The sequence below is a fragment of the Shewanella colwelliana genome, from assembly GCF_001735525.1.
Taxonomy (GTDB): domain Bacteria; phylum Pseudomonadota; class Gammaproteobacteria; order Enterobacterales; family Shewanellaceae; genus Shewanella; species Shewanella colwelliana.
This window is the reverse complement of the sequence record NZ_MCBT01000001.1, coordinates 201,868-225,406: the sequence shown is the minus strand read 5'-3', so window position 1 is coordinate 225,406 and position 23,539 is coordinate 201,868. Positions and strand designations below refer to the sequence as shown.

Sequence of the window (23,539 nt, the reverse complement as noted above, 5' to 3'; positions counted from 1 at the left end):
CCCCGTTAAACGCGATCAGGATAACTTATGCAGCACTTAATGGCAGGGTGATTCCAATCGTGACGCCGGTCGCCTGATTATCTTGGACAATATTACTGGCAGTAATTTCCCCGTGATGAAAATCGGTGATCAGGCGGGCGATATATAGCCCAAGGCCTAAGTGGGGCTTGTCTTGCACCTGCTGAGGCCTGACCGAGACCATAGACTCAAATATCTGTTCACTCATATTCTCAGGCAGGGCGGGACCCGTATTACTCACGCTAAGCTGTGCTGTGCGGCCCTTGGCCTGTAAGTTCACCACAATTGGACTGTTTTCTTGGCTAAACTCAATCGCGTTGGCAATCAACTTATCCATTAATTGTGCGATATATTCAGGTACCCCCGACATGACTAGGGGCGCTTCGGTGATCACTAACTCAAACTGTTGCTTGGTGTAGGTCATCTGATAGCCTTGCATACAGCCAGAAATGACCTTAGTTAACGGGAAGCTATCTCTGTCTGCATGCGTTAACGCCTCTTCCAGTCGAGTGGCTTCACTCATGTTGTTGAGGATCATATTGAGGCGGCTAACCCCTTCTTGGGCTCTATCGACATATTTTTGATGTTGGGCTGGCAGAGATTGAGCATTAAGGTGCTCCAGCGACGACCTTACCACGGCTACAGGCGTACGAAGCTCATGAGATAGCCTAGATGACATATTTTCCAAGTAGTGGGTGTATTGTCCTAACCGACTGACAATGTTGGCAAAACTTCGGGATAGATCGCCAATCTCATCACGCACTTTTGAGCCATGAATGCCTTGTTTAATTCGGCCCTGACTGTCGATGGCTTGTTCTGCTTCATCACGCAGTTTGCGGATACGGCTTGAGATACTCGAGGCGAAGAAAAATAGTGCTAAGGTGCCCATACTCATCACGGTCAAGATCACGTTAAACAGTTTTTCTAATGCCTTATTGCGCAAGGTTCTGATGCCATGAGTCGTCTCTTCGGCAATGACGACACCCATGACAGTGTCATCAATCCAGATTGGGCTGGCTGCGGCAAGTACAACGGCCTTACCGTCAGGGGTCAAACGCCATGTTGACCCCAGTTTCCCATCTAAGGCTTTGCGAATGTGACTGCCCTCTAACACGGTCGAATCTTTCAGTGAATCGACGAAGTTTTTTGGTGGCGTGGTCAATATTCGATAATAGAGAGGGTGCAAGTATTGCTGTTTAAAGTTCTCCCAGTAGCTGTTGTTTACCGTCTCTTTTGCAGCTTGTGCCCAGACATTAGTGGAGGTGTGAATATCCCCTGATTTCGCTAACACTCGACCATGTTTGTCGACCACCCAAATACGTGAGCTATTATGACTCATCCCTTTGACTATGCTTTCAATCTCGGGAGAAGGCACTAATACCGTGCCTAAATTATCGACGGTATCGGTAGCCGATGTGCCCACAATAGCCTCGATTTTGCGAGTCTTTTTATCGTTAACATCGACAATCGCAAAGCCTAACTTGCTGCCCACCATCTCTAGGGGGATTCGCAACTCAATATTGTAACCTCGGTCTGTTTTTAGCCATTTACCCTGAATTTTGACCTCAGGGACAACTGGAATTTTTAAACTGGGATCTTCTGGTAGCTCAAACGCACTGATCCAACCATCTTGCGTTGTGGCCACAATGTAGCGCCTGAACTTACCATCGGGCGCTAGGGTGGCGATGGCCAAGTGATCGTTACTGTCGATGCTAAGGCTGTTTTTACCTCGGTAGACCACATTAGCGTCAGTGACTTCAAAATAGCCGTAGAGGTAACCAGCATATTTGCCCACCATATGGGTAAAGTTGATGTTAAGTGGCGCATTCTCATCGGCCTTAAAGATTTGATGTGCCAAGCCGTAATTGATGCTTTTGTGGCGGTAAGGTGCCCAATCGTTAAGTTTGCCGTCGAGTTGAATAGGACTTGCTAGGGGATAGGCGTATAGATCACGGCCTTGCTCCACCTGTGATAGAAAGCTGGCTTGTTTGTCGAACAGTTTTGGCCGCTCATGCAGGGCGGTCGCCAAGGCTTGTGTGGTGCCCTCTAAGGTTTTTTCTTGGCCGTGACGCAGATACTTTTCCATCTCCCATACATATTGATATCCCAGCCATGGCAAGCACAACAGAAATAGCGAGAGTATGGCAACTTTTGGACGTAGGCCTATTGGAGGGTGGTACATACTTTAGCCCTGATTATCCCAACGGTAGCCCATGCCATAGACGGTGTCGATACAATCGAATTCACAGTCTTGGGCAATAAACTTTTTACGGATCCGTTTTACATGTGAGGTTATGGTGCTGTCATCGACATAGATTTTAGCGTCCTGCATCAACGCTTGGCGACTGCGAACATGGCCTGGACGCTTAGCTAAGGCGTGTACCATCCAAAACTCAGTGACGGTTAACTCAATGGGTTGTAGCTTCCAATAGACCTGGATGCGGTTAGCGTCGATAGTCAGATCACCATGTTCAATCAGATCATCTTGTTGATCGCTAGCTCCTTGTAGTTCGGAGCGGCGAAACAGTGCGGCCAAGCGCGCGATTAAGTGGGGGAAGCTAACGTCTTTACTGAGGTAGTCATCGGCGCCAAGGCGTAGACCACAAACCGTATCAAAGTCGCTGTCTCTGGCAGTAAGAAAGATAATTGGCAGGCTACTGGACATGGCCCGTAGCGATTGACATAGGGTAAAACCGCCATCTATCTCATGTTCTAAGCCAATATCTATGATGGCCAGATCTGGCAAACGGTTATTGAAGGCCTGCATCGCACTAGGGCGGTTGGCATACGCTTGTACACTATAGCCTTGCTGCTGTAATACCTCTTTGTAATTTTCGCGGATAGCGGCTTCATCTTCAACGATGGCGATACGTTTCATGCCTATCTCATTCACTGCTTAACTGACTAATTGATTGAGACTATACAGCAATTATTGCTGGAAAAAAGAGCCTCAAGGTAATTGCCTTTTTGTTGCCACAATTGATACCCAAACTGCCTTTTTTGTTCCCTGTCTGCGCCACTTCATTGGGTTTAAATAACCTCATTGAAACGAACCTCAGGGTTCTTAACTAAAACAGTTATTTGTCATATCGAGGAAAACAACATGAAAAAGCAGATTATTGCAGCCCTTATTACTAGCACTCTTCTTAGTAGTTCAATGGCCTATAGCGCAACAGATGTTGCAGTAACGTCAACTGAACGTTCAGATCAAGAAGCACTCATTGGTGTGGGCTCCGGCATTGTGCTGGGTGCCGTGGTTGCCGGTCCCGTTGGTGCCATTATTGGTGCGTTTACTGGTGGCATTATAGGTAAATCGGTTGCTGATGACAGTGAGATTAAAGCGCAGCAGGCAGACATTGCTCAAAAGGAAAATCAAATCGCGCAGCTCAATAGTGAGCAGCAACGCTTACAAAGTGTCAGTGAGCAATATGCCAACGCAAAAGTGGAACTTGAGCGCCTTAAACAACGTCAAGGAGTACGTATCGAAGAGCTTGCACTGGGTCTTAATGTACAATTTAAAACAGGCTCATCGGAAATTGAGCCCCATTTTATTAGTCAGTTAAATGAGATTGCTGATGTGATGTCTATGTCTCCTGAGCTGACTTTAGACCTAACCGGATATGCAGACAGACGAGGTGAATCTACCTATAACCAAGCCTTGTCGGAGCAACGCGTTGCCGAGGTACGCAGTTATTTAGTTAAGCAGGGCGTTGACGCCTCGCGTCTTGCTGCAAAGGCTTATGGCGCAACGGCACCCGTTAAAGATGAGCAGAGCTTTGAGAATGATTTTTTCGACCGTCGAGTGATGATCCAACTTTTGCCTAGTGAAACGGCTATCGCAGCAAACTAATAATGATGGATGGGCGGAGTGTTTATATGGATATCAAGTGGATTAACCGCTTTAACATAACCAACCTTTGCCCCCCAAGGGGGGCTTTTTTTGACAATATTAGAGGGCTCAGCCATTTGTTGCTGGTGGCAGCAAGCATGCTATTAACCGCACCGGTTTGGGCTACGCCAGATGATGAGCCTTTGGGGATGGGCTATTTAAGCTATACACCAGTAGACGGTAGTCCGTTGAAATCGTCCCAAATAGGCTTGCCTATCAATACCGATGTTGAGATGCAGATCTCAGGCTGGTTAAATCGGGTTGACGTGAAACAAGTATTCGTCAATCACAGTGATCAGTGGCTCAATGGCACCTATCAGTTTCCGTTGCCGCAGGATGCTGCGGTCGATGCGATGACATTGACTATCGGCACACGCGTGATAGTGGGAGAGGTGAAAACCAAAGGCGCGGCTAAGAAGCAGTTTGAACAAGCCAAAGCTGTGGGGAAAAAGGCGAGTCTACTCACCCAGCAGCGGCCTAATATCTTTACCTCACAAGTGGCCAATTTAGCACCTGGTGAGCGAGTTGTGGTTGAAATCAGTTATCAGCAAATTGTGCGTTATCGCCAAGGGGAGTTTAGTTTGCGCTTTCCCATGGCAATCACCCCTAGATATTCGCCGCTCAGCGCCAAGGTGTCTGCCGTGACGTTACCACAAAGTGCGATAAGTGATGGCTTGGAGATGGGCGTATTGTCTCAACACTTAGCCGATAGTCACGACAACCTTAATCATGACAATCAAGATGGGGGCTCGCAAAGCAGCGGCAAGGTCAATATTAAGGTTAATTTGGATGCTGGCATGCCACTTTTAGCTGTTACTACTCCATATCATCAGATGTCGCGTAGTGAACAGCACGATTCTTCAGTTGGTTTGCGTTTAACTAAGGTGGTTAACCGCGAACGTGACTTTGTGCTGCGCTGGCAGCCTGCACTTAATGATGAACCCACAGCGCTTGCATTTAGCCAATCTGGAAAGACTCATTATCCCGAATCAACCCATGAACTATCAGCATCTCTACTAGCGGGTCGCAGTGATACGGCCAAAGCAACGAATGAGGCGATCAGTGATTACGGTTTGGTGATGTTGATGCCGCCACAGGATGAGTCGCGTCATAAGATGGCCAGAGAGTTAATTTTAGTCATCGACACGTCAGGCTCCATGAACGGGGAATCAATATTACAAGCTAAAAGTGCACTCCGGCATGCCTTGGCGGGTTTAAGTCACGTAGATAGTTTTAATATAATCGCCTTTGATTCCAGTGTTAGTGTGCTGTCGCCAACACCGTTAGCAGCGACGGCTGTTAACCTGGGCTTGGCCCATCAATTTGTGAATGCACTTACCGCTGACGGTGGTACAGAGATGGCACCAGCTTTAGCGACTGCACTCGCATCAAAAAATGACACTGAAGAGCGTGGCAATAGCGCTTTAAGGCAGGTGGTGTTTATCACTGACGGTGCAGTGACCAATGAACAAGGCTTGTTTAATCTGATTGCTCAGCATATTGGTCGCAGTCGACTATTCACCATTGGTATCGGTGCTGCGCCAAATGGTTACTTTATGGAGCGTGCGGCCCAAGTCGGTCGTGGCACCTATACCTACATTGGCAACTTATCAGAAGTAGGTAACGAGATCGGGCTATTACTTGAAAAGATTGAAAACCCTGTGATCAGCAATGTTGAAATAGCGCTCAGTGATGGCTCAATCCCTGACTATTGGCCAGTGAATATTGGCGATCTGTATGCTAATGAACCCATTTTAGTTGCGGTAAGGTTGCGAGCAAAACAGCATCAATTTCGCAGTGATGAGCTGCTTGTGTCGGGTGAACTTGATGGGCAATTTTGGCAGCGCCGTGTAGCGATAACACGAACTAGTCAAGCGGCTGGCATGGATCTCGTTTGGGCACGAAAGAAAATCGCAGCGCTATTGCTGAGCCAAAACAGTAGCAATCACGAATTGGTTAAACGGCAAGTGACGCAAGTTGCTTTGGCTTACCATTTAGTGAGTCCCTATACCAGCTTGGTCGCGGTGGATAAGACGCCGAGCCGGCCATCGAGTGAAACGGTGAGTAACGCCAGCGCTAGTGCGATGTTACCCGTGGCGACGCAGGCTAAATGGCCTAAAACTGGTTCGGGTAGTCGTTTATATTTGGCCATTGGTGGGTTAATGATGTTGTTACTTTTAGTGTATTGGTTGAGTTATACCTCGTGCGTAAGACGTTATCTCATTAATCATTTTAAATTGAGTATGGAAGTGACCCGCTGATGGCAACTGGGTTAAGTGTTGTGCGACGACGTTACGTCATCGTGGGCGTGGTTATCGCATCGTTACTGATGATTAAAGGAGGATATATGCAGGCCAAAGCGCATTTTGCTCAGTATCTGATCGAACAAGCCTGGCAGCGAACATTGGTCGATAATCTGGCCCATAAGCCCTGGAGTTGGGCGGATACATTTCCTGTCGCTAAGCTAAGTTTTGTCCATCAATCTGCTGCCCAACAAGGGGGGGAACTCTTTGTTTTGGCGGGCGCTTCGGGGCGCAACCTAGCATTTGGCCCTGCGGCAATCTTAGGGAATAGTGAGGTGAATCGTTGGGGCAATACAATTATTGCGGGCCATAGAGACACCCATTTTGCCCGCCTAAAAGGGGTTACCGTTGGCCAACTAATCAAGTTACAAGATAGCGGCGGGGCTGAGCGCCTTTATCGAGTAAGCAACACGCATATTGTTGAAGAGCACGATACACAGCTGCTGTTTGCTGCCGATGGGTTGCAACTAACGCTTATTACCTGCTACCCCTTTGAGGAGCTGTCAGAGCGAAGCAAGCTGCGATTTGTGGTGATAGCGTTACCAATCGACTCCGCTTCATTGCCCGCGGAGTCATTGGTAAAACTAGATAGGCATGACTCTATTTCGGCCTAGGCGTTTAGCTTCATAGAGGAATGCGTCAGATCGCTCAATCAACGTCACCGCGCTATCGCCAGTTTGCCATTCGCTAACACCAAAAGAGGCGGTAATATTATCGATACGTTGGTCTTTACGGCGATCTTTTAGGGTGACTTTTTCAAGTGAACGACGCATCGCATCGGCCAGGTGGCGAGCTTTGCGTTTGTGGCTGTTGGGGATAAGAATGGCAAACTCTTCCCCCCCATAACGATAGATTTTTGTGCCGTCTCTGCAAGATTCGTTGAGACGCTTTGCCACCGCTTTCAGTACGCTATCGCCCAACTGGTGGCCATAGGTGTCGTTAAACTTCTTAAAATGATCAATATCAATAAGAATGAGACAGCATCCTTCGGGCGCTTGGGCGAGCATACCATCTATATCCTGATCAAATGCTCGGCGGTTGAATACCCCTGTTAATGCATCGTGATAAACATCTTTTTCAGATCGCTTTAGCTCAGCGCGTAGTGTTTCTATTTCATCTTGTGCTTTTTGTAATTGCCCTGTGAAATATTCAGTACTGAGACGAATTTCATCTGATTCTTTAACTAAGTTACGTACTAAGCCCAAGACTTTTTCAAGACTGACACCTTCCTCTTCGATCTTGTTGAGTTTATTGAAGTTGTTATCGACTCGTTTCTGAAACCGAGTCGCGTCGTGATTGGTGTCTTTAAGTGACTGCGCTAACTCTACCGTCATCGCTTCGAGGTTTTGGCGCATGTCGATAACATCGACTTCTACCGGATCGCTAATATGGTCCCGATAGAGCAGGTGGGCGTTCACGGGAGGGCAAGTGCTGTACTGGGCGACGATACCATCCATTTTCTCATTCAATTGTGGGTCTTGTTCTCCCACATAGGCGTACCACAATGCGTAGTTGGTTGGTGTCGTTGGGATTTGATGTTTGAGCATCAAAGGTACCGCTTTTTTGAGATTAATGGCGGCTTGGCGCATTAAATCTTTTGACATATCGCTCATTTCCTTGCCTAGCGTTAAAGTGAGCGAAAAGGCGCAGTGTTGTGCTGCCTATTCGCTAGCTGACACGACTACTTATAAGAATAGCTATGTCGTGTCGCCTTAACCAAATTTAGTTGGATTTAGTTTGGGCCGGGGCCCAGGTTAGCCAAGCGGGTTCTGGTTTATAATGCAGTACAAACGCGTTGTTGCGAGATAGTTGATTCTCGGTAGATGAAACCTGCTCTGTCGCAACACCTATACCGCCAGCTAAAATGGTTTCTAAGGAACCTGTATCTATTTGAGCGCCAGAAAATAGCCCAATATCAACTTTTATGCCCGAGAGGTCCCAGAATTGGCTCGATGTATTGATTAGATGTTGATACTTGTCTGAGATATGAGCAGCCATGATCACTCCGGTTCCATCGTCAGCTAATCGATAGTGCTTAACCTCGCCAATTTTTAACCCTCTAAATATGATTGGGGTACCAACTTTGACAGAACCAAGGCTGTTATCCTTTAAAGTGACGACCAGATCATCGCCAGGGAGGGCTGCAGGCGCTTGCATCAATCCACTAAAGTGATTGACGCTCTCAGCGCTTTGCCCTGGTAAGACTGATACGTATGGACCGGTGAGCAGTGTTTCTGCCGCGGTGATGCCAGATAGTGAAATTTGCGCATCAACTAAGAAATATTGGGCATCCGTAGCCACAAATTTGTCAGCATAGTTACCATAAAGGTAAGCGTTGACATCAACACTGCTGAGATCGGCATTGAGTGAAACCGACTCAACTTGACCAACTTGATGGCCTAAATAACGAATAGGCGCGTTGGCACTTAGTTTGGTGGTTGCTGAAAAGGTGAGTCTTATGGGGACAGCTGTTGCTAAGGCTAATGCCTCTGATCCATATAAGTGATGTTGGTTACCCATTTGACCATTTTCTAATAAACCTAGGGAAACACTGCCTTTTATGGCACCGTCTAGTGGTGCGACGTCAACTTTTACACCGCTTAAACTGGCATCTATCGACATGGCGCTGTTACGCCAAAATACCGTATTTTCTCTAATAAGTTGCTTAAACTCTTTCTCAATCGCCAAGGTGATGGCGAAATCTTCACTGTTAGATTGCCAAGTGACCTTTTTAACTTCGCCAATACGCATTTTTTTGAAATAGATAGGTGATTTGGCCGCTAAGCCTGCGCCATCTGCACTTGCCAGTGTGATGTTAAGTTGTTCAATACTATTGAAATACTGCTTAGCTTTGTCCGCTGATGCAAACAGGTGTAGTGGCTTGGTCAAAGGGCTTTGTTTATTACTGTTTCCTTGAACAAGGCTAATAGCACCTATGGTTAGGGTATCTAGATCGCGGGTGTTAACCGACACCCCATCAAGAGACGCTTCAATGGCAAGCGCCGATTCAGGAGTGAAATAGCTGCCTTGTGTCACCAATGCTTGATATTCAGACCAGATCTCAATTTGATAATTAACGCCGCTAAAGTCATGGTTGAAATTAACCTGCGTTACTTGACCAATTGGTAGCTGCTTAAAACGAACTTGTGCACCCGTTTTGACACCAGGGTTTTCTTCTGCGGTCAATGTCAGTACCAGCGGTTCAATATCAAGCTTTGGTGGTTGTTCTTGTAAGGTATATTGGGCTAGTGGCTCACCAGTGCCGGGGCTAAAACTCAACACGCTGCCTGTTAGTAAGCGAGCTGCATGCTTGATACCTGATAAAGAGATATCGGCGCCGCTAGGCCAAAATTGAGAATTAGCGCCGATTAAATGGGCGTATTCGCTATCGATAGTGGCGTGAAACTGGACACCATTTTCAACTAAAACGCTTTTATCTACTCGGCCAATTACTAATCCGCGAAAAACGATAGTGGCACCCGTTTGAATGGTGTCGGCATCTTTTGCTAGTAGAGTAAATTGAGTTCCACCGAGTGCAGTATCCTCATTATCATAAAGAGTAAACTGCTGATTAGTGATGGCTCTATCATCTTCACTATTAGATGAAAAGCTGACTCCGCCAGCAAGAATGGCCGATAAACTTTCGCTTTTTACTGATATGCCAGATAAAGAAGCATCGACTGACAGTCCAGAAACATTCCAAAAATGAGAACTCGTTTTAACTAGATGCGCGTACTGTTTCTGTACGTAGGCATTGAAGACAATTCGCTCATCATCGACCAGTTGGTAGCTGACAATTTTACCCACTGGGATCTGTCGATAAAATATTTGTGAACCGACATCGAGTGACCCAAGACTTGGACTGGTCAAGGTTATCATCAAACCGTCTGCGCCAGGGGCTACGGGCGGGGCTTGGGTTTCTGCAATAAATTCGCTGTTGTAATCGCCGTCTCCCGGTTGGATAGCAATGTAATTACCTGAAAACAGTGCATCGAGTCCTTCGACACCAGTGATCGATGCTTTGGGAGTCACTAGCCAAAATTTGGTTTCGTCTCTGAGAAAAGGGGTGGAGCGATAATCCATCAGTAGATCGACATAGACACCTTGAAGGTCATCGTCGATGCTAATATCCACCACCTTACCCACAGTTAACCCTTGATAGCGTACTAAGGTTTTGCCGACATCTATCCCCGTTGCACTGGGAAAGTGAATTTGCACTTCGACGCCTGACTCCCTAATGCTCTTAATGCCTAACCATGCACCCAGCGCTAGGGCGATGATGGGTAATAGCCAAATAGGAGAAAAAAGCTTTTTCTTTACGACTTTAGGTGTTTCAATTTCTGTCATCTTTCGATTCCAATCGGTCCCAGAGTAAACGCGTGTCTAATACTTTTGCTGCCAGTTGTGTCAACAAAATCACCAACGCAAAGGCTGTTGCCGCAGGAGCTGGTTTTGCATCGAGTAACTGCCCCATGTTGACCAGCGCAGCGGTGATGGAGATAACAAATAGATCTAACATAGACCATCTGCCTATCCATTCAATAATGTGGAAGCCTGCCATCAGTTTTTTCTTAGAGATTGGTAGCTCGTAACTAATCGCCGTTAAGTAGATCCCAAGGCCAACGATTTTTAACATAGGCACAAGGATACTGGCAGTAAATAAAATAATCGCAATAGGCAATAGATCTAACTGAATGAGATGATTAATACCGCTGAATATTGTGTCTCTGCGTACCTGTCCCTGACTGGTCATGATAGTGATAGGGTAAAGGTTTGCTGGGAACAATAAAATGGCAGCGGTAATTAATAATGCCCAACTTTTTTGTAGACTGGTGACATCCCGTGCAGCAATACGCTGGCCACAACGGTTGCAGCACTCATCAGTGCTAGGGCAAAGGTTTTGGCAAGTCTGGCAACAGGTTAAGCCCAATGATTGACCTTGAACAGCGGCTTTTTTACTGTTCATCGAGCACGCTCCACATATGTTCGATATCATATTCGCGTTGTAAAAATATCACCATGACAAATAGCACTGAGAAGCAAAACGTACCTATACCGAAATACAGATCTGTGTAATCTGATAATTGAAACACGGAAACGAAGATGCTGATCATATAAATTTCGAGCATTGTCAGTTGTGACAATAACCCATGGTACCTTAGTAGGCGCTTGTAGATATCTCTAAAAAAAGGATTGTTAAGTTGATATTTAACAATCAAAATTTGCGCCAGGACCGACGCTATTAGCAAGCCCGGTGCAATGACCGCTGCGGTGAGTACAGCTATCCCGACAATCCAATAGCCTTGATCCGCAACAGACATCGCGCCTTCAATTATCGTTGTTGTACGCACACTGCCAAGAAAATGCAGCTCCAATACCGGATAAAAGTTGGCTGGAAAGTAGAGAAACAGAGCGGTTAAACACAGCGCAAGCATGCCATTGATAGAGCAGTAAGGGGTATCATAAAGATTGGTATGGCATCGCGGGCATAGTGCCCTCACGCCAGTTGGTAGCGCTCGTTTTCTCACTGCCAAATCGCAAGCACGGCAAAGTACGATACTCTTGTCTAACTCATCTTTATCCATAATGATTATGGCTTTTTTCCTATCGTTAGGTTGTTTGAATCAGAGGCTTTATTGATATAGGCCATCTTAAATGCGCTTACAACCTATTACTATAGGTAGTTACACCACTTAATGTTACTTATAGTATTGATTGAACTTGATTAACGTATAGCAAAAGATTCTATCAGATTATTTTGAACACTTGCATAAGAACTTATGTTTGTGAGATTCTACAACTGTATAAATAAACAGTGTGAGGGCAGGCATGGCAGTTATAACAAAATTTGTCGTAGTCAGAGAAGGGGTTGAGAAGATGACATTCACATCTAAGAAGGAGGCTGATGCCTACGATAAGATGCTCGATATCGCGGACAATCTGCTACCTTTTTTTGAGTCATCGAATTTAGGGCTAGACGAAGCGACAACAGAAAAAATGTGTTTTTATATGGCCGAAAATAAGGACCAACTGATGTCACTGTTAAAAGGTGGCGCAGCGGCTAAACCTTTGCCAGCGAAAAAAAACGGCTAAAAAAGCTGAAGCTAAAGAATAATTGTTAGGAAAATTGTATGACATCTCCATGTTACACCACGCTTGCTCGTCAGGTTGAGGCGTTATTTAACGGCGAAGATAATCTTATTGCGGCGATGGCGAACTTTTCTGCGCTTATTAATGAACACTTAGATGACATTAATTGGGCGGGGTTTTACCTAACCGAGGGTGAACAACTCATTCTTGGTCCTTTCCAAGGTAAAGTTGCCTGTACACGCATACCTATGGGAAAAGGCGTATGCGGCACGGCTGCCCAAATGGATAAAACGTTACGTGTCGCCGATGTGCATCAATTTGCAGGGCATATCGCCTGTGATTCGGCTAGCAACTCAGAAATTGTGATACCAATTCATCGTGACGGAGCGGTTATCGGTGTATTAGATATTGATAGCCCATCGTTATCAAGATTCGATGAAGCGGATCAAATCGGTCTTGAGTTAAGCGTAAAAAGCTTCGAAAAGGCTTTATTTGATTAAACTACCACCAATTTTGCGTAATTGGTGGTCGCAATCGTCTCTGGCACGCTTATAATAGGCTGTTCGACGAACATAAAAATGCCTAGTTACATTTCATTAGTTGAAATGAATACTTGGCGTTTGTTAAATGTAATTGATAAGGTATGTTGGATTGTGCAGTGAAGACATCGATTTACCCAATTTTTTGGGCGTGTTTTTGACTGAGTCTAACAAATATGAACGACGCACCCGCTACGACAACTGTAGTGTGGTGATAGTCCCTTTTAAACTGTGGAAGTAATGATGGAATCAACAGAAAAGTTGACCGACACCAACGCAATTCTTGCGTATTTATATGAAACATTTCCTTTATGCTTTATCGCTGAAGGTGAAACTAAACCTCTAAAAATTGGATTGTTTCAGGACTTGGCTGAAAGGTTAGCTGATGATTCTAAAGTCAGTAAAACTCAATTGAGAATTGCCTTGCGTCGCTATACCAGTAGCTGGCGTTACCTTAAAGGTGTCAAAGTTGGGGCACAGCGTGTCGATCTTGATGGTGTTGAGTGTGGTGAATTAGAGCAAGAGCACATCGATCATGCTCAAGCTACACTTAAAGAGAGTCAAGAAAAAGCAAAGGCAAAGCGTGTGGCGAAAGCAGCAGCGGCTAAATCTGAAGGTACAGCACCTAAATCAGAAAAGAAGCCATTTAAGAAGCCTGCGCCAAAACGTACAAAACCGACAGCGCCAAAAGCACCAAAAGCGGCCGTTGTTGAAAAAGAATTTATCCCTGCAGTGTTGACTGAGTTGAAACCAAATCAGCGTGTGAATGTCAAACTAGGTAAATCACCTGTTGCAGGTGTTGTATTGGACATCAAAAAAGAAGATGTTCAAGTACAGTTAGATTCAGGATTGACCGTTAAAGTACGGGTTGAACATATCCTGCTATAACTGTTCTATAGTCAAAGGAGTAACTTGTTGATGCGAAAACTCACTCTGGCAGCTTCAATTGCCAGCCTATTTGTAGGATTTTCAGCTTGGGCGTTGGCGCCTACAATTCCATCCAGCGAGTTGCCCTCACTGACTCAGGAACCGCAACATAAAGTAGCTAGCAAGCGAGTGACAGGTCTGTTCACTCGTGCGCACTACCATCGTTTTGATCTTGATGATGCCTTCTCTGAGCAAGTCTTTGACCGTTACTTGAAGCAATTAGATTATCGCCGTAATGTACTGTTGCAAAGCGATATTGATGGCTTTAAAGGTTATTCAACCCAATTTGACGATATGTTAAAAAGCGGTGACTTGAGCGCAGCCTATAAGATGTTTGATCTGGTTCAGCAGCGTCGTTACGACAGATTTGCTTATGCTCTGTCCTTGCTCGATAAAGAGATAGACTTCAATGCGCCTGGTGATAGCTATCAATATGATCGCGAAAAAGCCCAATGGCCCAAAGATGAAGCCGAACTCAATGAGCTTTGGCGTCAACGAGTCAAATATGATGCATTGAACCTTAAGCTGACAGGCAAGACTTGGGATGAAATTGTTGAAGTGCTTGAGAAGCGCTACAACAATGCTATCAAACGTCTTAGCCAGACCAAGAGTGAAGATGTATTCCAAGGGGTGATGAACGCCTTTTCTCGCACAGTTGAACCGCACACGAGTTACTTATCTCCACGTAATGCTGAACGTTTCCAAATGGAAATGAACCTGAGCCTAGAGGGTATCGGGGCCGTTTTGCAGATGGATGAAGATTACACGGTAATTAAAAGCTTGGTCGCAGGAGGCCCTGCTGCCAGTAGCGAAAAACTTGCCCCAGAAGACCGCATTGTTGGTGTGGGTCAAGAGGGCAAAGAGGTTGTTGATGTCATTGGTTGGCGTTTAGATGATGTTGTCGAACTGATTAAAGGGCCAAAAGGCAGCAAGGTGGTGTTGCAGATTTTGCCTAAGAAAGGCGGTTCGTCGGCAAAACCTGTGGACGTCACGATTGTCCGAGACAAGATACGTTTAGAAGACCGTGCTGCAACATCAGAAGTGATTGAACCAACAGCTGGTGATTATGCTGGCCGTAAGGTTGGCGTGATTAAAATCCCTGGTTTCTATATGAACCTTTCTCAAGATGTTTCCAAAGAGTTAGTTAAACTCAAAGAGGCAAAAGTTGAAGGCGTGGTTATCGATCTTCGTGGCAATGGTGGTGGTGCGTTAACTGAAGCAACGCTGCTAACAGGCCTATTTATCGAACAGGGTCCAGTGGTTCAAATTCGTGATGCAAATGGCAAGGTTTCGCAAAATCGAGATAATGATGGCCGAGTTACTTATGCTGGCCCATTGACTGTGATGGTGGATCGCTATAGTGCCTCGGCATCTGAGATTTTTGCTGCAGCATTGCAAGATTATGATCGTGCATTGATTGTTGGTGAGTCAACCTTTGGTAAAGGTACAGTTCAACAACATAAGAGCTTAGGTCGTATCTACGATATGTATGATAAGCCAATTGGGCACGTGCAATATACGATTGCTAAATTCTACCGTATTAATGGTGGCAGCACCCAACTTAAAGGTGTCACGCCAGATATTCCATTCCCTAGTGCCTTAGAGCCGGGCGAGTATGGTGAAGCGGAAGAAGATAATGCGTTGCCGTGGGATAAAGTTCCTGTTGCGCAATACGGCACATTGGGTGATATCAATTCTAATTTGATCAGTCATCTAGATAGCCAGCATCAAAAACGTATTAAGAAAGATGTTGAGTTTGGTTACATCTATCAAGATATTGCCGAGTTTAAAAAGAGCCACAATGAAACCAGTGTCTCTTTAGTCGAAAAAGAACGTATTGCTGAGCGTGAAACTAACGACAGTAAACAGTTAGCGAGACTTAATGAGCGTCGTGCTGCTGAAGGGCTAGCAGTCTACGCAACACTTGATGATGCCGATGAGGATGTGACGGCACCGGATGCGTTTTTAGATGAAACTGTCTACATCACCTTAGATATGGTGGATTTGGATAAGCTAGCTAAAAATCAATCGCAGTAAAAAGAAAACTGTTATAAAAAACGCGCTATTGGCGCGTTTTTTTTACAAAAAATTATGAATCAAGGAGAACTGTGATGACACAGGCTCAGGCAAAATATTTAAAGGACTATAAAAGTCCTGACTACACAATTACCCATGTAGATCTTCATTTTTCTTTAAATGGCAAAGAAACCTTGGTCACAGCGAAAAGCCAAGTGAAGCGCCTTAATGAATCTGCGACAACCTTGATACTCGATGGCGACGACTTACAAATCACCCAATTGTTGTTGGATGGTGAGCCAGTATCTTACACCACAGAAAAGGGGCAGCTGATAATTAATGATCTGCCTGCCACGTTTGAATTGACGATTGTCACTCTGTTAGACCCTGAGGCGAACCTTGCGCTAGAAGGGTTATATATGTCAGATGGCGCATACTGCACTCAGTGTGAAGCTGAAGGTTTTAGACGCATTACATATTTTCTCGATAGACCGGATGTTTTGGCCATCTACACGGTACAAGTTGAAGCTGATAAGCAGGCATTTCCATATTTGTTAAGTAATGGCAATCGAGTTGCTTCGGGCCCACTAGACGGGGGACGCCATTTTGTACGTTGGTTTGACCCGTTTCCAAAGCCTGCGTATCTGTTTGCACTTGTTGCTGGCGATTTTGACCTGCTTGAAGATAAGTATAGAACTCGCAGTGGTCGGGATGTTGCATTGCAAGTTTTTGTCGATAAAGGCAATTTAAATAAAGCCCACCATGCCATTGCATCACTTAAAAAATCGATGAAGTGGGATGAAGAACGATTTAATTTAGAATACGACCTTGATATTTACATGATTGTTGCCGTTGATTTTTTCAATATGGGCGCGATGGAAAATAAAGGGTTAAATGTATTTAATACTAAGTATGTACTCGCCGATACGGCCTCTGCAACCGATGATGATTATCATGGCATTGAATCTGTGGTGGGGCACGAGTACTTCCATAACTGGACCGGAAACCGTGTTACTTGCCGCGACTGGTTTCAGTTAAGTCTTAAAGAGGGCTTAACTGTATTTAGAGATCAAGAATTTAGTTCAGATGTGGGTTCGCGGGCGGTTAATCGTATTCATGCGGTTAAGGTTATGAAAAATCAGCAGTTTGCTGAGGATGCTGGCCCGATGGCTCATGCAATTAGACCAGAATCTGTCATCGAGATGAATAACTTTTATACCGTTACCGTTTACAACAAGGGCGCAGAAGTTATTCGCATGATGCATACTTTATTAGGTGAAACGGGTTTCCAAGCTGGTATGAAGTGTTACTTTGAACGCCATGATGGTCAAGCCGTCACTTGCGACGACTTTGTTGCGGCAATGGAAGATGCGAGTGGTGTCGATCTGACTCAATTTAGGCTTTGGTATCGCCAATCAGGCACGCCAGAAGTGACTGTGACAGAGGAGCACGATGTTGAATCAAGCGAGTATCGTTTACATATAACTCAAAAGACCCAACCCACTGGCGAACAGACTGAAAAATTGCCGTTGCATATACCGTTTGATCTTGAGTTACTCAGTAGTCAAGGCGACTCATTACTTAATCGAGTTCTCAATGTCACGCAAGAGAGGCAAACTTTTGTCTTTGAAAACATGCCAACAAAGCCTGTGCCATCATTGTTGCAAAACTTTTCAGCACCAGTCAGGTTATCGTTTAATTACAGTGTCGAGCAGTTGATACTATTGATACGTTTTGCTTCCAGTGATGTGGCGAAATGGGACGCATCAGTAGCGCTATTTAGCCAAGCCGTTTGGCAAAATGTCGACAACCTCCATACTAACCGAGCAATGCACATCGACACTCGCCTTATTGATGCAATCAAAGGGCTCTTGTTAGAGGAAGGGTTAGATAAAGCACTATTAGCAGAGATCCTCCAGTTTCCTAACGTTGCGACCTTGAGTGAGCAAGTTACTCAGGTTGCACTTGATGAGTTGATACTCGCTCGTAGCTTCGTAGTAGAAGAGATTGCTACGGGGTGTGAGGATGAGATGTTAGCGCGCTATCGTGAGTTGAGAGGCATAGATGAAGCAGCGAGCCGGGCGCTTAAAAATGCTTGCTTGCAATTGCTACTGAAAATATCCGATGAGCACCAAATCCTTGCTAAATCTCAATATGATGATGCGCAAAATATGACTGACAGTTTAGGTGCCCTATCGGCGCTAAATGGTGAGCAGAGTGAACTACGCGAGCAGTTGCTGCATGATTTCCAGCTTCGTTGGGCGGACACGCCATTGGTCATGGATAAATGGTTAACCTTACAAGCAACTTGTCCTGGTGAAGATAGAATAGCCGCGATAAAGAGTCTAACCGGGCATTCAGCGTTTAGTTTTTCAAATCCAAATCGAGTGCGCTCTCTGATTGGTGCATTCGCTGCTGCGAACACTGAGGTTTTTCATCAACAAGATGGAGAAGGTTACGCGCTGTTAACCGATGTAATTATTAAATTGAATAAATTGAATCCACAGGTTGCGGCACGAATTATTACACCGCTGATCCAATTTAAGAAGTTTGATAGTGCAAGGCAGACAAAAATGAAAGATTCATTGGCGCAGATATTGGCACTTCCCGATCTATCTAAAGATCTTTATGAGAAAGTTGCCAAGGCGTTAGGCTAAATATTGAATGACGAGACATGGATGTTTCGTCGTTTAAGTTTCCAATAATGTTAATAATATTATGACCTTCTTTTTTTCAATACAGATTAGTTATCGTGATTTTTTGAGCTACTACCAAGGTTATGTTGATAAAGTAGAAGTAAAAGAAATGGGCGGTAAAACCCTCTGGATACATGCTAGACACTTTAGACCATTTTTAACACCGTCTGGCTTAGTGGGTCATTTTAAATTGGTGTTAGATGAAAGTGGTAACTTTCAATCATTAACGCGCCAATAATTATTAGAGCTAATACTTCAAACGTTTGATTATATTTTTTGTCTTAAGCAATAATCCCTTTTAATGCTTTAATTGACTGTTTATTAGTACTTTTTTTTTGGGTAATCGTACCAGTTAAGTGTTTGTTGATTATAATTTAAATCATACGTTTGAAAAACAGTCACTAAAAGCGCTTAAGTATACAAATCTCAAGGTAATTTTCTCTTTTTTCATCTTGCTCATCCCCTGCAAATACTGTAACAATGGTGTTACCTGTACGCTAACAAGATGTTGGCCTCCATTCCTATAACAAAGAATCCAGCAGGTTACGGAGAAGAGCTAAAATGAAAAACGTTAAAACTGGCTTTAATAAGTCAACGCTTGCTTTGGGGATCGTCGCAGCGTTGAGTATTGCAGCGATACCTACAGCGCAAGCGGTGTCGTTTGATTGGGGAGAAGTTCAAGGTTCGTTCGATTCAACTTGGAGTGCTGGCGCGAGTTGGCGTGTTGAAGAACGTAATTGGAATGATCACATTGGTAAGGTTAACCATCCGCGTTTTGATTGGTCTAACTATTCTGCATTTAACAACACCAAATATACCTCTGCTGAGATTTGGGCTCAGTCGGGGTCTTATTCAAGTAACGGCGATTTAAGTAACATGCTCTATTCACAAGGCGATGTTACTTCTATGGTGTTTAAAGGCTTACACGAGCTGTCGCTAAAATATAAAAACTTCGGTGTGTTCGCCCGTGGTATGTATTTCTATGATCAGAAAGCCAATAACGGCAGCTATGGTTTTAGCGATCCGCTTACTGGTAAAGAGTATGATCCTTGCGCCGATTCAGAAGCTTCAAAAGTACAATGTAAAGACGTTCGTCTGCTCGATGCATTTATTTATGGCGACTTTGATTTTAACGATGGTGCAAATCCATTAACGGTTCGTGTGGGTAATCAAGTTGTTTCATGGGGTGAGAGTACGCTTATTCCTCATGGCATTGGTGTGATTAACCCGGTCGACTTGAATATTCTTAATGCGCCAGGTGCCGAGCTAAAAGAAGCCTTTAGACCTCAAGGTATGATCTGGGCATCGTTAGGGGTTACTGATTCTTTATCGATTGAAGCGTTTTACCAATATGATTGGGAACCTGTTTGGGTACCCACTCCAGGGTCTTATTTCTCTACCAATGATTTTGCTGGTTACGGTGGCTATGGCCAAAATGCTCAGCTTGGGTTTAATGCTAACCCTGACATGAATCTTGATTTCTTAGTGTCTGAATATAATAACCTTGCTGCGATGGTTGCATCGGGTCAGTACGATGCGGCGACACTAGCTTCGCTAGCCTTAGCCTACCCAACCAAAGCCACGCTTATCGAAGATCAAGCCAGCGCCAGCGATTCTGGTCAATATGGTATTAAGCTTGGGTATTATGCTCCAGAGTTGGGTGAAACTGAGTTTGGCTTGTACTACATGAATTACCATAGCCGTCGTCCTCTCATTAGTGGTACCACTGCTAATTTTACGGCTGCAGCGATTGGGCGAGATTTAGCTCAACTTGGCATGATTGGCGCGACAGGAGGTACGGTTGACCGTGAAACACTACTTGGTTTAGAGACGTTCTCCAAGGCACAAATTGTTTACCCTGAAGATATTCAGCTTTATGGTTTTAGTTTTAACACCTTGGTCGGAGACACTTCTGTAGCCGGTGAAATTGCCCATCGCCAAGATGAGCCATTACAGATAGATGATGTAGAACTCTTGTTCGCGGCAATGCCACAGCAGCTTGCTAATGCAGGGCTACGTCCAGATCTTGATGGGATTTCACAGGTGCAGAATTATGGCCCTGGCGAATACGCTGAAGGCTTTATTCGTCTTGACACCACTCAGGCTCAGGTGACATTCACCCATCTGTTTGGCCCAACGTTAGGCATGAGCAATTTAACCATGCTTGCTGAAGTGGGCGGTGTGTGGATTCATGATATGCCTGGTTTTGATGAATTACGCCTCAATGGCCCTGGTACTGCGCGTTCTGGTGGTAATCCAGATATGCCTGGTATTATCGAAGCGGTACACAATGGCCCAGAAACTAACCCATTCCCAACCGATTTTGCGTGGGGATACCGTTTAGTGGCTAAAGCCGACTATAACAACCTTTTTGCTGGTGTGAACATGTCACCACGTATTATCTTCTCTCATGATGTCGACGGTATTACGCCAGATCCAATGTTCCTATTTACCGAAGGTAAGAAGTCGGTCGCAGTGGGCATTAACTTTGATTATCAGAGCCGTTGGGGTGCGGATATCTCATATAACTCTTTCTTTGGCGGTGTAGGCACCACGAATCAGATGTCTGATCGTGATTATGTGTCGTTTAACATCAAATATTCAATCTAATTCACAAGGACAATAATAATGAATAAATTAGGGATATTGTCGGCAGCTGTGATTGTTGCACTGAGCGCGCCTGCAGCTTATGCAAAAGTTTCAGACGCTGAAGCTGCAAAATTGGGTTCGCAACTGACGCCACTTGGCGGAGAAAAAGCGGCCAATGCTGATGGGTCAATTCCAGCATGGGATGGTGGGATCACTTCAGCCCCTGCTGGGTATTCAAAAGGGATGCACCATCCCGATCCGTTTGCGGCAGATAAGATTGAGTTTACTATTACTAACGCTAATAAAGATCAATATAAAGATCATTTAACCGATGGTCAGCGCAAGCTTTTTGAACTTTACCCAGATACGTTTAAGATGAATGTTTATCAAACTCGTCGCACCGCTTCTGTGCCTCAGTTTGTGTCTGATGCAACGAAAGCTAACGCATCACGTGCTGAACTGATTGCTGACGGTAATGGTATTTCGGGGGCATCAATTGGTATTCCGTTTCCTATTCCTCAAAACGGGTTAGAGGCTATCTGGAACCACGTATTACGCTTCCGTGGTATTGATGTTGAGACATCTCGTAGCCAAGCAGCACCGACTGCGAGTGGCGGTTACACCTTGGTCGAAACGGCTGAAGAGATCCGTTTTGAGTATTCACGCCCAGAGATGACGCTTGATAAGCTAAAAGAGACCAACACGCTGTTCTATTTCAAGCAAGTTGTTACACAGCCAGCGCGTTTAGCGGGAACGGCATTGTTGGTTAAAGAAACCATGGACCAAGAAGCGTTACCACGTCAGGCTTGGACTTACAACACCGGACAACGCCGTGTGCGCAAAGCGCCAAATGTCGCATTCGATACCCCAGGTACCGTGTCAGATGGTTTGCGTACTACCGATGATTTCGATATGTTCAATGGCTCTCCTGTGCGTTACAACTGGGAGTTAGTGGGTAAGCAAGAGATCTACATTCCTTATAACGATTACAAGTTGCATTCTGACAAGCTCAAATATGACCAAATTCTGCAACCTGGCCATATTAACCCAGAGCACGTTCGTTGGGAAAAACACCGTGTGTGGGTGGTTAAAGCGCAGCTAAAAGAGGGCATGCGTCATATCTATAAGAGCCGTACTTTCTATATTGATGAAGATTCGTGGCAAGTTTCTTTGACGGATATCTATGATAACCGTGATGAGCTATACCGTGTTGCGGTTGCCCATGGGATTAACTACTATGAAGTGCCAACTCATTGGACAACATTAGAAGTTATCCATGACCTGCAGTCTCGTCGTTACCTTGCAATGGGGCTAGATAATGAAGGTCGCATGTACAATTTTGACGCTAGCTTAAGTGAAGCAAACTTCACCCCTGCAGCGTTGAGACGTGCAGGTATTCGCTAAATCATCAGGAGAGGGGCCTTAGGCCCCTCATTTTTACGAAAAGGAAGTTTGTATGTCGTTTAGCATGCTTCGGTTAGTCTGTTTATCTTTTCTCCTTGTCTTCAACGTCTCCTCTGTTAATGCAGGTTCAGACAATGTTTCATCTTTACAGCCTTTAGCTAACCAATCATTAGTATTGGATATGGTTAAAGCGGGTCAAACCTCGATAGCCGTTGGGGAGCGAGGGCATCTATTTGTTTATCAAGATGGCTGGCAACAACAAGCATCTCCCACTTCAGCCCATTTAACTAAGGCAACATTATTTAATGAATCGCTTGGCTGGGCGGTTGGTCATGATGCTACGATTCTACATACCAAAGATGCCGGGTTAACGTGGCAGCTGCAGATGAGCTCGCCAGAAATTGAAAAACCCTTTATGGACCTACTGCTGTTTAACGAAAAGCAGGGGATAGCGATTGGCGCATACGGCTTGTTTTATCGCACAGAAGATGGTGGCGTCACGTGGGAAAGCGAATTTCACAGTGAATTATTATTTGAAGAAGATAAAGCCTATTTAGAGGAGTTAAGGGCGGAAGATGAAGCACTCTATTTGAGTGAAAGCAGTACCCTGTTGCCACACTTTAATCGAGTGGTACAACTTGATGATAAGCGATTATTGATGGTTGGTGAACTCGGGTTGGCTGCGGTATCACAAGATTTTGGTCGAACATGGCAGCGTTTGGAATTTCCTTATGAAGGCTCACTGTTCAATATTCTTGTTAGCCACCATGGTATTTATGTCATGGGGTTAAGGGGTCATCTGTTTAAAAGTGTCGGTGGATTTGATGATTGGCAAGAGGTAGAGATGCCTGTGCAGTCAACGCTAAATGGCGGCATTGTGCTGAATAAGGATGTGTTGAGATTAGTGGGTAATGCTGGGGTCGTGGTTGATATTAAGCAAGATGATTCAGTGAAAATGGTTACGCAACGTCAAGGTGAAAATTTGGTCACTATCCTTGTTACCTCAGATGGAAAACAATGGGTTGCAGGTACAAAAGGTTTCATAGAATTAGAACAAGAATAATAGGG

General features: G+C 44.9%; 18 protein-coding genes. 12 read left to right on the top strand and 6 right to left on the bottom strand.

Features of this window, described 5'->3' with window-relative positions:
• Positions 1–25: 25 nt before the first annotated feature.
• Together pdsS and pdsR are read right to left on the bottom strand one after the other, a co-directional pair.
• A complete protein-coding gene (gene pdsS / locus BEL05_RS00990) occupies positions 26–2,200 on the bottom strand; it encodes a proteobacterial dedicated sortase system histidine kinase (protein WP_028764924.1) in 2,175 nt (724 codons plus the stop codon).
• Positions 2,201–2,203: 3 nt separating this feature from the next.
• A complete protein-coding gene (gene pdsR, locus BEL05_RS00985) occupies positions 2,204–2,896 on the bottom strand; it encodes a proteobacterial dedicated sortase system response regulator (RefSeq protein ID WP_028764925.1) in 693 nt (230 codons plus the stop codon).
• A gap of 225 nt (positions 2,897–3,121) precedes the next feature.
• On the opposite strand from pdsR, the gene pdsO reads away from it, so the two are divergent.
• From pdsO to BEL05_RS00970, 3 genes are read left to right on the top strand one after another with little or no spacing between them, the layout of a single operon-like run.
• Positions 3,122–3,868, top strand: coding sequence for a sortase-associated OmpA-like protein PdsO (gene pdsO / locus BEL05_RS00980; RefSeq protein WP_069670002.1), 747 nt, complete (start codon positions 3,122–3,124; stop codon positions 3,866–3,868).
• 26 nt (positions 3,869–3,894) lie between these two features.
• On the top strand, positions 3,895–6,168 hold the full coding sequence (locus BEL05_RS00975; protein WP_069670001.1) for a marine proteobacterial sortase target protein: 2,274 nt from the start codon (positions 3,895–3,897) through the stop codon (positions 6,166–6,168).
• Positions 6,168–6,824: a class GN sortase gene (locus tag BEL05_RS00970; protein ID WP_069670000.1), complete on the top strand. Its 657-nt coding sequence runs from the start codon at positions 6,168–6,170 to the stop codon at positions 6,822–6,824. The genes BEL05_RS00975 and BEL05_RS00970 overlap by 1 nt, the downstream gene beginning before the upstream one ends.
• Here BEL05_RS00970 and BEL05_RS00965 read toward each other — a convergent pair.
• From BEL05_RS00965 to BEL05_RS00950, 4 genes are all read right to left on the bottom strand, one after another.
• Positions 6,795–7,814, bottom strand: coding sequence for a GGDEF domain-containing protein (locus tag BEL05_RS00965; RefSeq protein WP_028764928.1), 1,020 nt, complete (start codon positions 7,812–7,814; stop codon positions 6,795–6,797). The two genes, BEL05_RS00970 and BEL05_RS00965, sit on opposite strands and share 30 nt — an antisense overlap.
• Before the next feature lie 118 nt (positions 7,815–7,932).
• Positions 7,933–10,557 (bottom strand): MlaD family protein, encoded by a 2,625-nt coding sequence (locus tag BEL05_RS00960; RefSeq protein WP_069669999.1) that lies wholly within the window; start codon positions 10,555–10,557, stop codon positions 7,933–7,935.
• Positions 10,544–11,176, bottom strand: a complete 633-nt coding sequence (locus BEL05_RS00955; protein ID WP_069669998.1) for a paraquat-inducible protein A — start codon at positions 11,174–11,176, stop codon at positions 10,544–10,546. Before BEL05_RS00955 ends, BEL05_RS00960 begins: the two co-directional genes overlap by 14 nt.
• Positions 11,166–11,795 (bottom strand): paraquat-inducible protein A, encoded by a 630-nt coding sequence (locus BEL05_RS00950; protein WP_028764931.1) that lies wholly within the window; start codon positions 11,793–11,795, stop codon positions 11,166–11,168. Before BEL05_RS00950 ends, BEL05_RS00955 begins: the two co-directional genes overlap by 11 nt.
• 292 nt (positions 11,796–12,087) lie before the next feature.
• Here BEL05_RS00950 and BEL05_RS00945 point away from each other — a divergent pair, with 292 nt between their 5' ends.
• The 9 genes from BEL05_RS00945 (at position 12,088) to BEL05_RS00905 (ending at position 23,534) form a co-directional block, all read left to right on the top strand.
• Positions 12,088–12,303, top strand: coding sequence for a YebG family protein (locus tag BEL05_RS00945; RefSeq protein ID WP_439332360.1), 216 nt, complete (start codon positions 12,088–12,090; stop codon positions 12,301–12,303).
• Positions 12,304–12,341: 38 nt separating this feature from the next.
• A complete protein-coding gene (locus BEL05_RS00940) occupies positions 12,342–12,800 on the top strand; it encodes a free L-methionine (R)-S-oxide reductase MsrC (RefSeq protein ID WP_069669996.1) in 459 nt (152 codons plus the stop codon).
• 282 nt (positions 12,801–13,082) lie between these two features.
• The gene (proQ, locus tag BEL05_RS00935) at positions 13,083–13,727 is read left to right on the top strand and encodes an RNA chaperone ProQ (RefSeq protein ID WP_028764934.1); all 645 of its coding nucleotides are present in this window, start codon (positions 13,083–13,085) and stop codon (positions 13,725–13,727) included.
• Between the two features lie 30 nt (positions 13,728–13,757).
• Positions 13,758–15,803 carry a carboxy terminal-processing peptidase gene (prc, locus tag BEL05_RS00930; RefSeq protein WP_028764935.1) on the top strand — a complete coding sequence of 682 codons (2,046 nt, stop codon included), beginning with the start codon at positions 13,758–13,760 and terminating at the stop codon, positions 15,801–15,803.
• A 74-nt stretch (positions 15,804–15,877) separates the two neighbouring features.
• Positions 15,878–18,439 carry an aminopeptidase N gene (gene pepN, locus BEL05_RS00925; RefSeq protein WP_069669995.1) on the top strand — a complete coding sequence of 854 codons (2,562 nt, stop codon included), beginning with the start codon at positions 15,878–15,880 and terminating at the stop codon, positions 18,437–18,439.
• Positions 18,440–18,500: 61 nt separating this feature from the next.
• Positions 18,501–18,716 (top strand): DUF2835 domain-containing protein, encoded by a 216-nt coding sequence (locus BEL05_RS00920; RefSeq protein ID WP_028764937.1) that lies wholly within the window; start codon positions 18,501–18,503, stop codon positions 18,714–18,716.
• A 323-nt stretch (positions 18,717–19,039) separates the two neighbouring features.
• Positions 19,040–21,088, top strand: a complete 2,049-nt coding sequence (locus BEL05_RS00915; RefSeq protein ID WP_069669994.1) for a DUF1302 domain-containing protein — start codon at positions 19,040–19,042, stop codon at positions 21,086–21,088.
• A gap of 18 nt (positions 21,089–21,106) precedes the next feature.
• Positions 21,107–22,471 carry a DUF1329 domain-containing protein gene (locus BEL05_RS00910; protein ID WP_069669993.1) on the top strand — a complete coding sequence of 455 codons (1,365 nt, stop codon included), beginning with the start codon at positions 21,107–21,109 and terminating at the stop codon, positions 22,469–22,471.
• A 52-nt stretch (positions 22,472–22,523) separates the two neighbouring features.
• Complete coding sequence (locus tag BEL05_RS00905; RefSeq protein ID WP_028764940.1) at positions 22,524–23,534, top strand: WD40/YVTN/BNR-like repeat-containing protein; 1,011 nt, start codon at positions 22,524–22,526, stop codon at positions 23,532–23,534.
• The last annotated feature ends 5 nt before the right edge of the window (positions 23,535–23,539 follow it).

Bases quoted from the DNA above. Each gene is read 5' to 3' on its own strand.
- pdsS (WP_028764924.1), bottom strand. From the start codon at position 2,200: ATGTACCACCCTCCAATAGGCCTACGTCCAAAAGTTGCCATACTCTCG.
- pdsR (WP_028764925.1), bottom strand. From the start codon at position 2,896: ATGAAACGTATCGCCATCGTTGAAGATGAAGCCGCTATCCGCGAAAAT.
- pdsO (WP_069670002.1), top strand. From the start codon at position 3,122: ATGAAAAAGCAGATTATTGCAGCCCTTATTACTAGCACTCTTCTTAGT.
- BEL05_RS00975 (WP_069670001.1), top strand. From the start codon at position 3,895: ATGGATATCAAGTGGATTAACCGCTTTAACATAACCAACCTTTGCCCC.
- BEL05_RS00970 (WP_069670000.1), top strand. From the start codon at position 6,168: ATGGCAACTGGGTTAAGTGTTGTGCGACGACGTTACGTCATCGTGGGC.
- BEL05_RS00965 (WP_028764928.1), bottom strand. From the start codon at position 7,814: ATGTCAAAAGATTTAATGCGCCAAGCCGCCATTAATCTCAAAAAAGCG.
- BEL05_RS00960 (WP_069669999.1), bottom strand. From the start codon at position 10,557: ATGACAGAAATTGAAACACCTAAAGTCGTAAAGAAAAAGCTTTTTTCT.
- BEL05_RS00955 (WP_069669998.1), bottom strand. From the start codon at position 11,176: ATGAACAGTAAAAAAGCCGCTGTTCAAGGTCAATCATTGGGCTTAACC.
- BEL05_RS00950 (WP_028764931.1), bottom strand. From the start codon at position 11,795: ATGGATAAAGATGAGTTAGACAAGAGTATCGTACTTTGCCGTGCTTGC.
- BEL05_RS00945 (WP_439332360.1), top strand. From the start codon at position 12,088: ATGACATTCACATCTAAGAAGGAGGCTGATGCCTACGATAAGATGCTC.
- BEL05_RS00940 (WP_069669996.1), top strand. From the start codon at position 12,342: ATGACATCTCCATGTTACACCACGCTTGCTCGTCAGGTTGAGGCGTTA.
- proQ (WP_028764934.1), top strand. From the start codon at position 13,083: ATGGAATCAACAGAAAAGTTGACCGACACCAACGCAATTCTTGCGTAT.
- prc (WP_028764935.1), top strand. From the start codon at position 13,758: ATGCGAAAACTCACTCTGGCAGCTTCAATTGCCAGCCTATTTGTAGGA.
- pepN (WP_069669995.1), top strand. From the start codon at position 15,878: ATGACACAGGCTCAGGCAAAATATTTAAAGGACTATAAAAGTCCTGAC.
- BEL05_RS00920 (WP_028764937.1), top strand. From the start codon at position 18,501: ATGACCTTCTTTTTTTCAATACAGATTAGTTATCGTGATTTTTTGAGC.
- BEL05_RS00915 (WP_069669994.1), top strand. From the start codon at position 19,040: ATGAAAAACGTTAAAACTGGCTTTAATAAGTCAACGCTTGCTTTGGGG.
- BEL05_RS00910 (WP_069669993.1), top strand. From the start codon at position 21,107: ATGAATAAATTAGGGATATTGTCGGCAGCTGTGATTGTTGCACTGAGC.
- BEL05_RS00905 (WP_028764940.1), top strand. From the start codon at position 22,524: ATGTCGTTTAGCATGCTTCGGTTAGTCTGTTTATCTTTTCTCCTTGTC.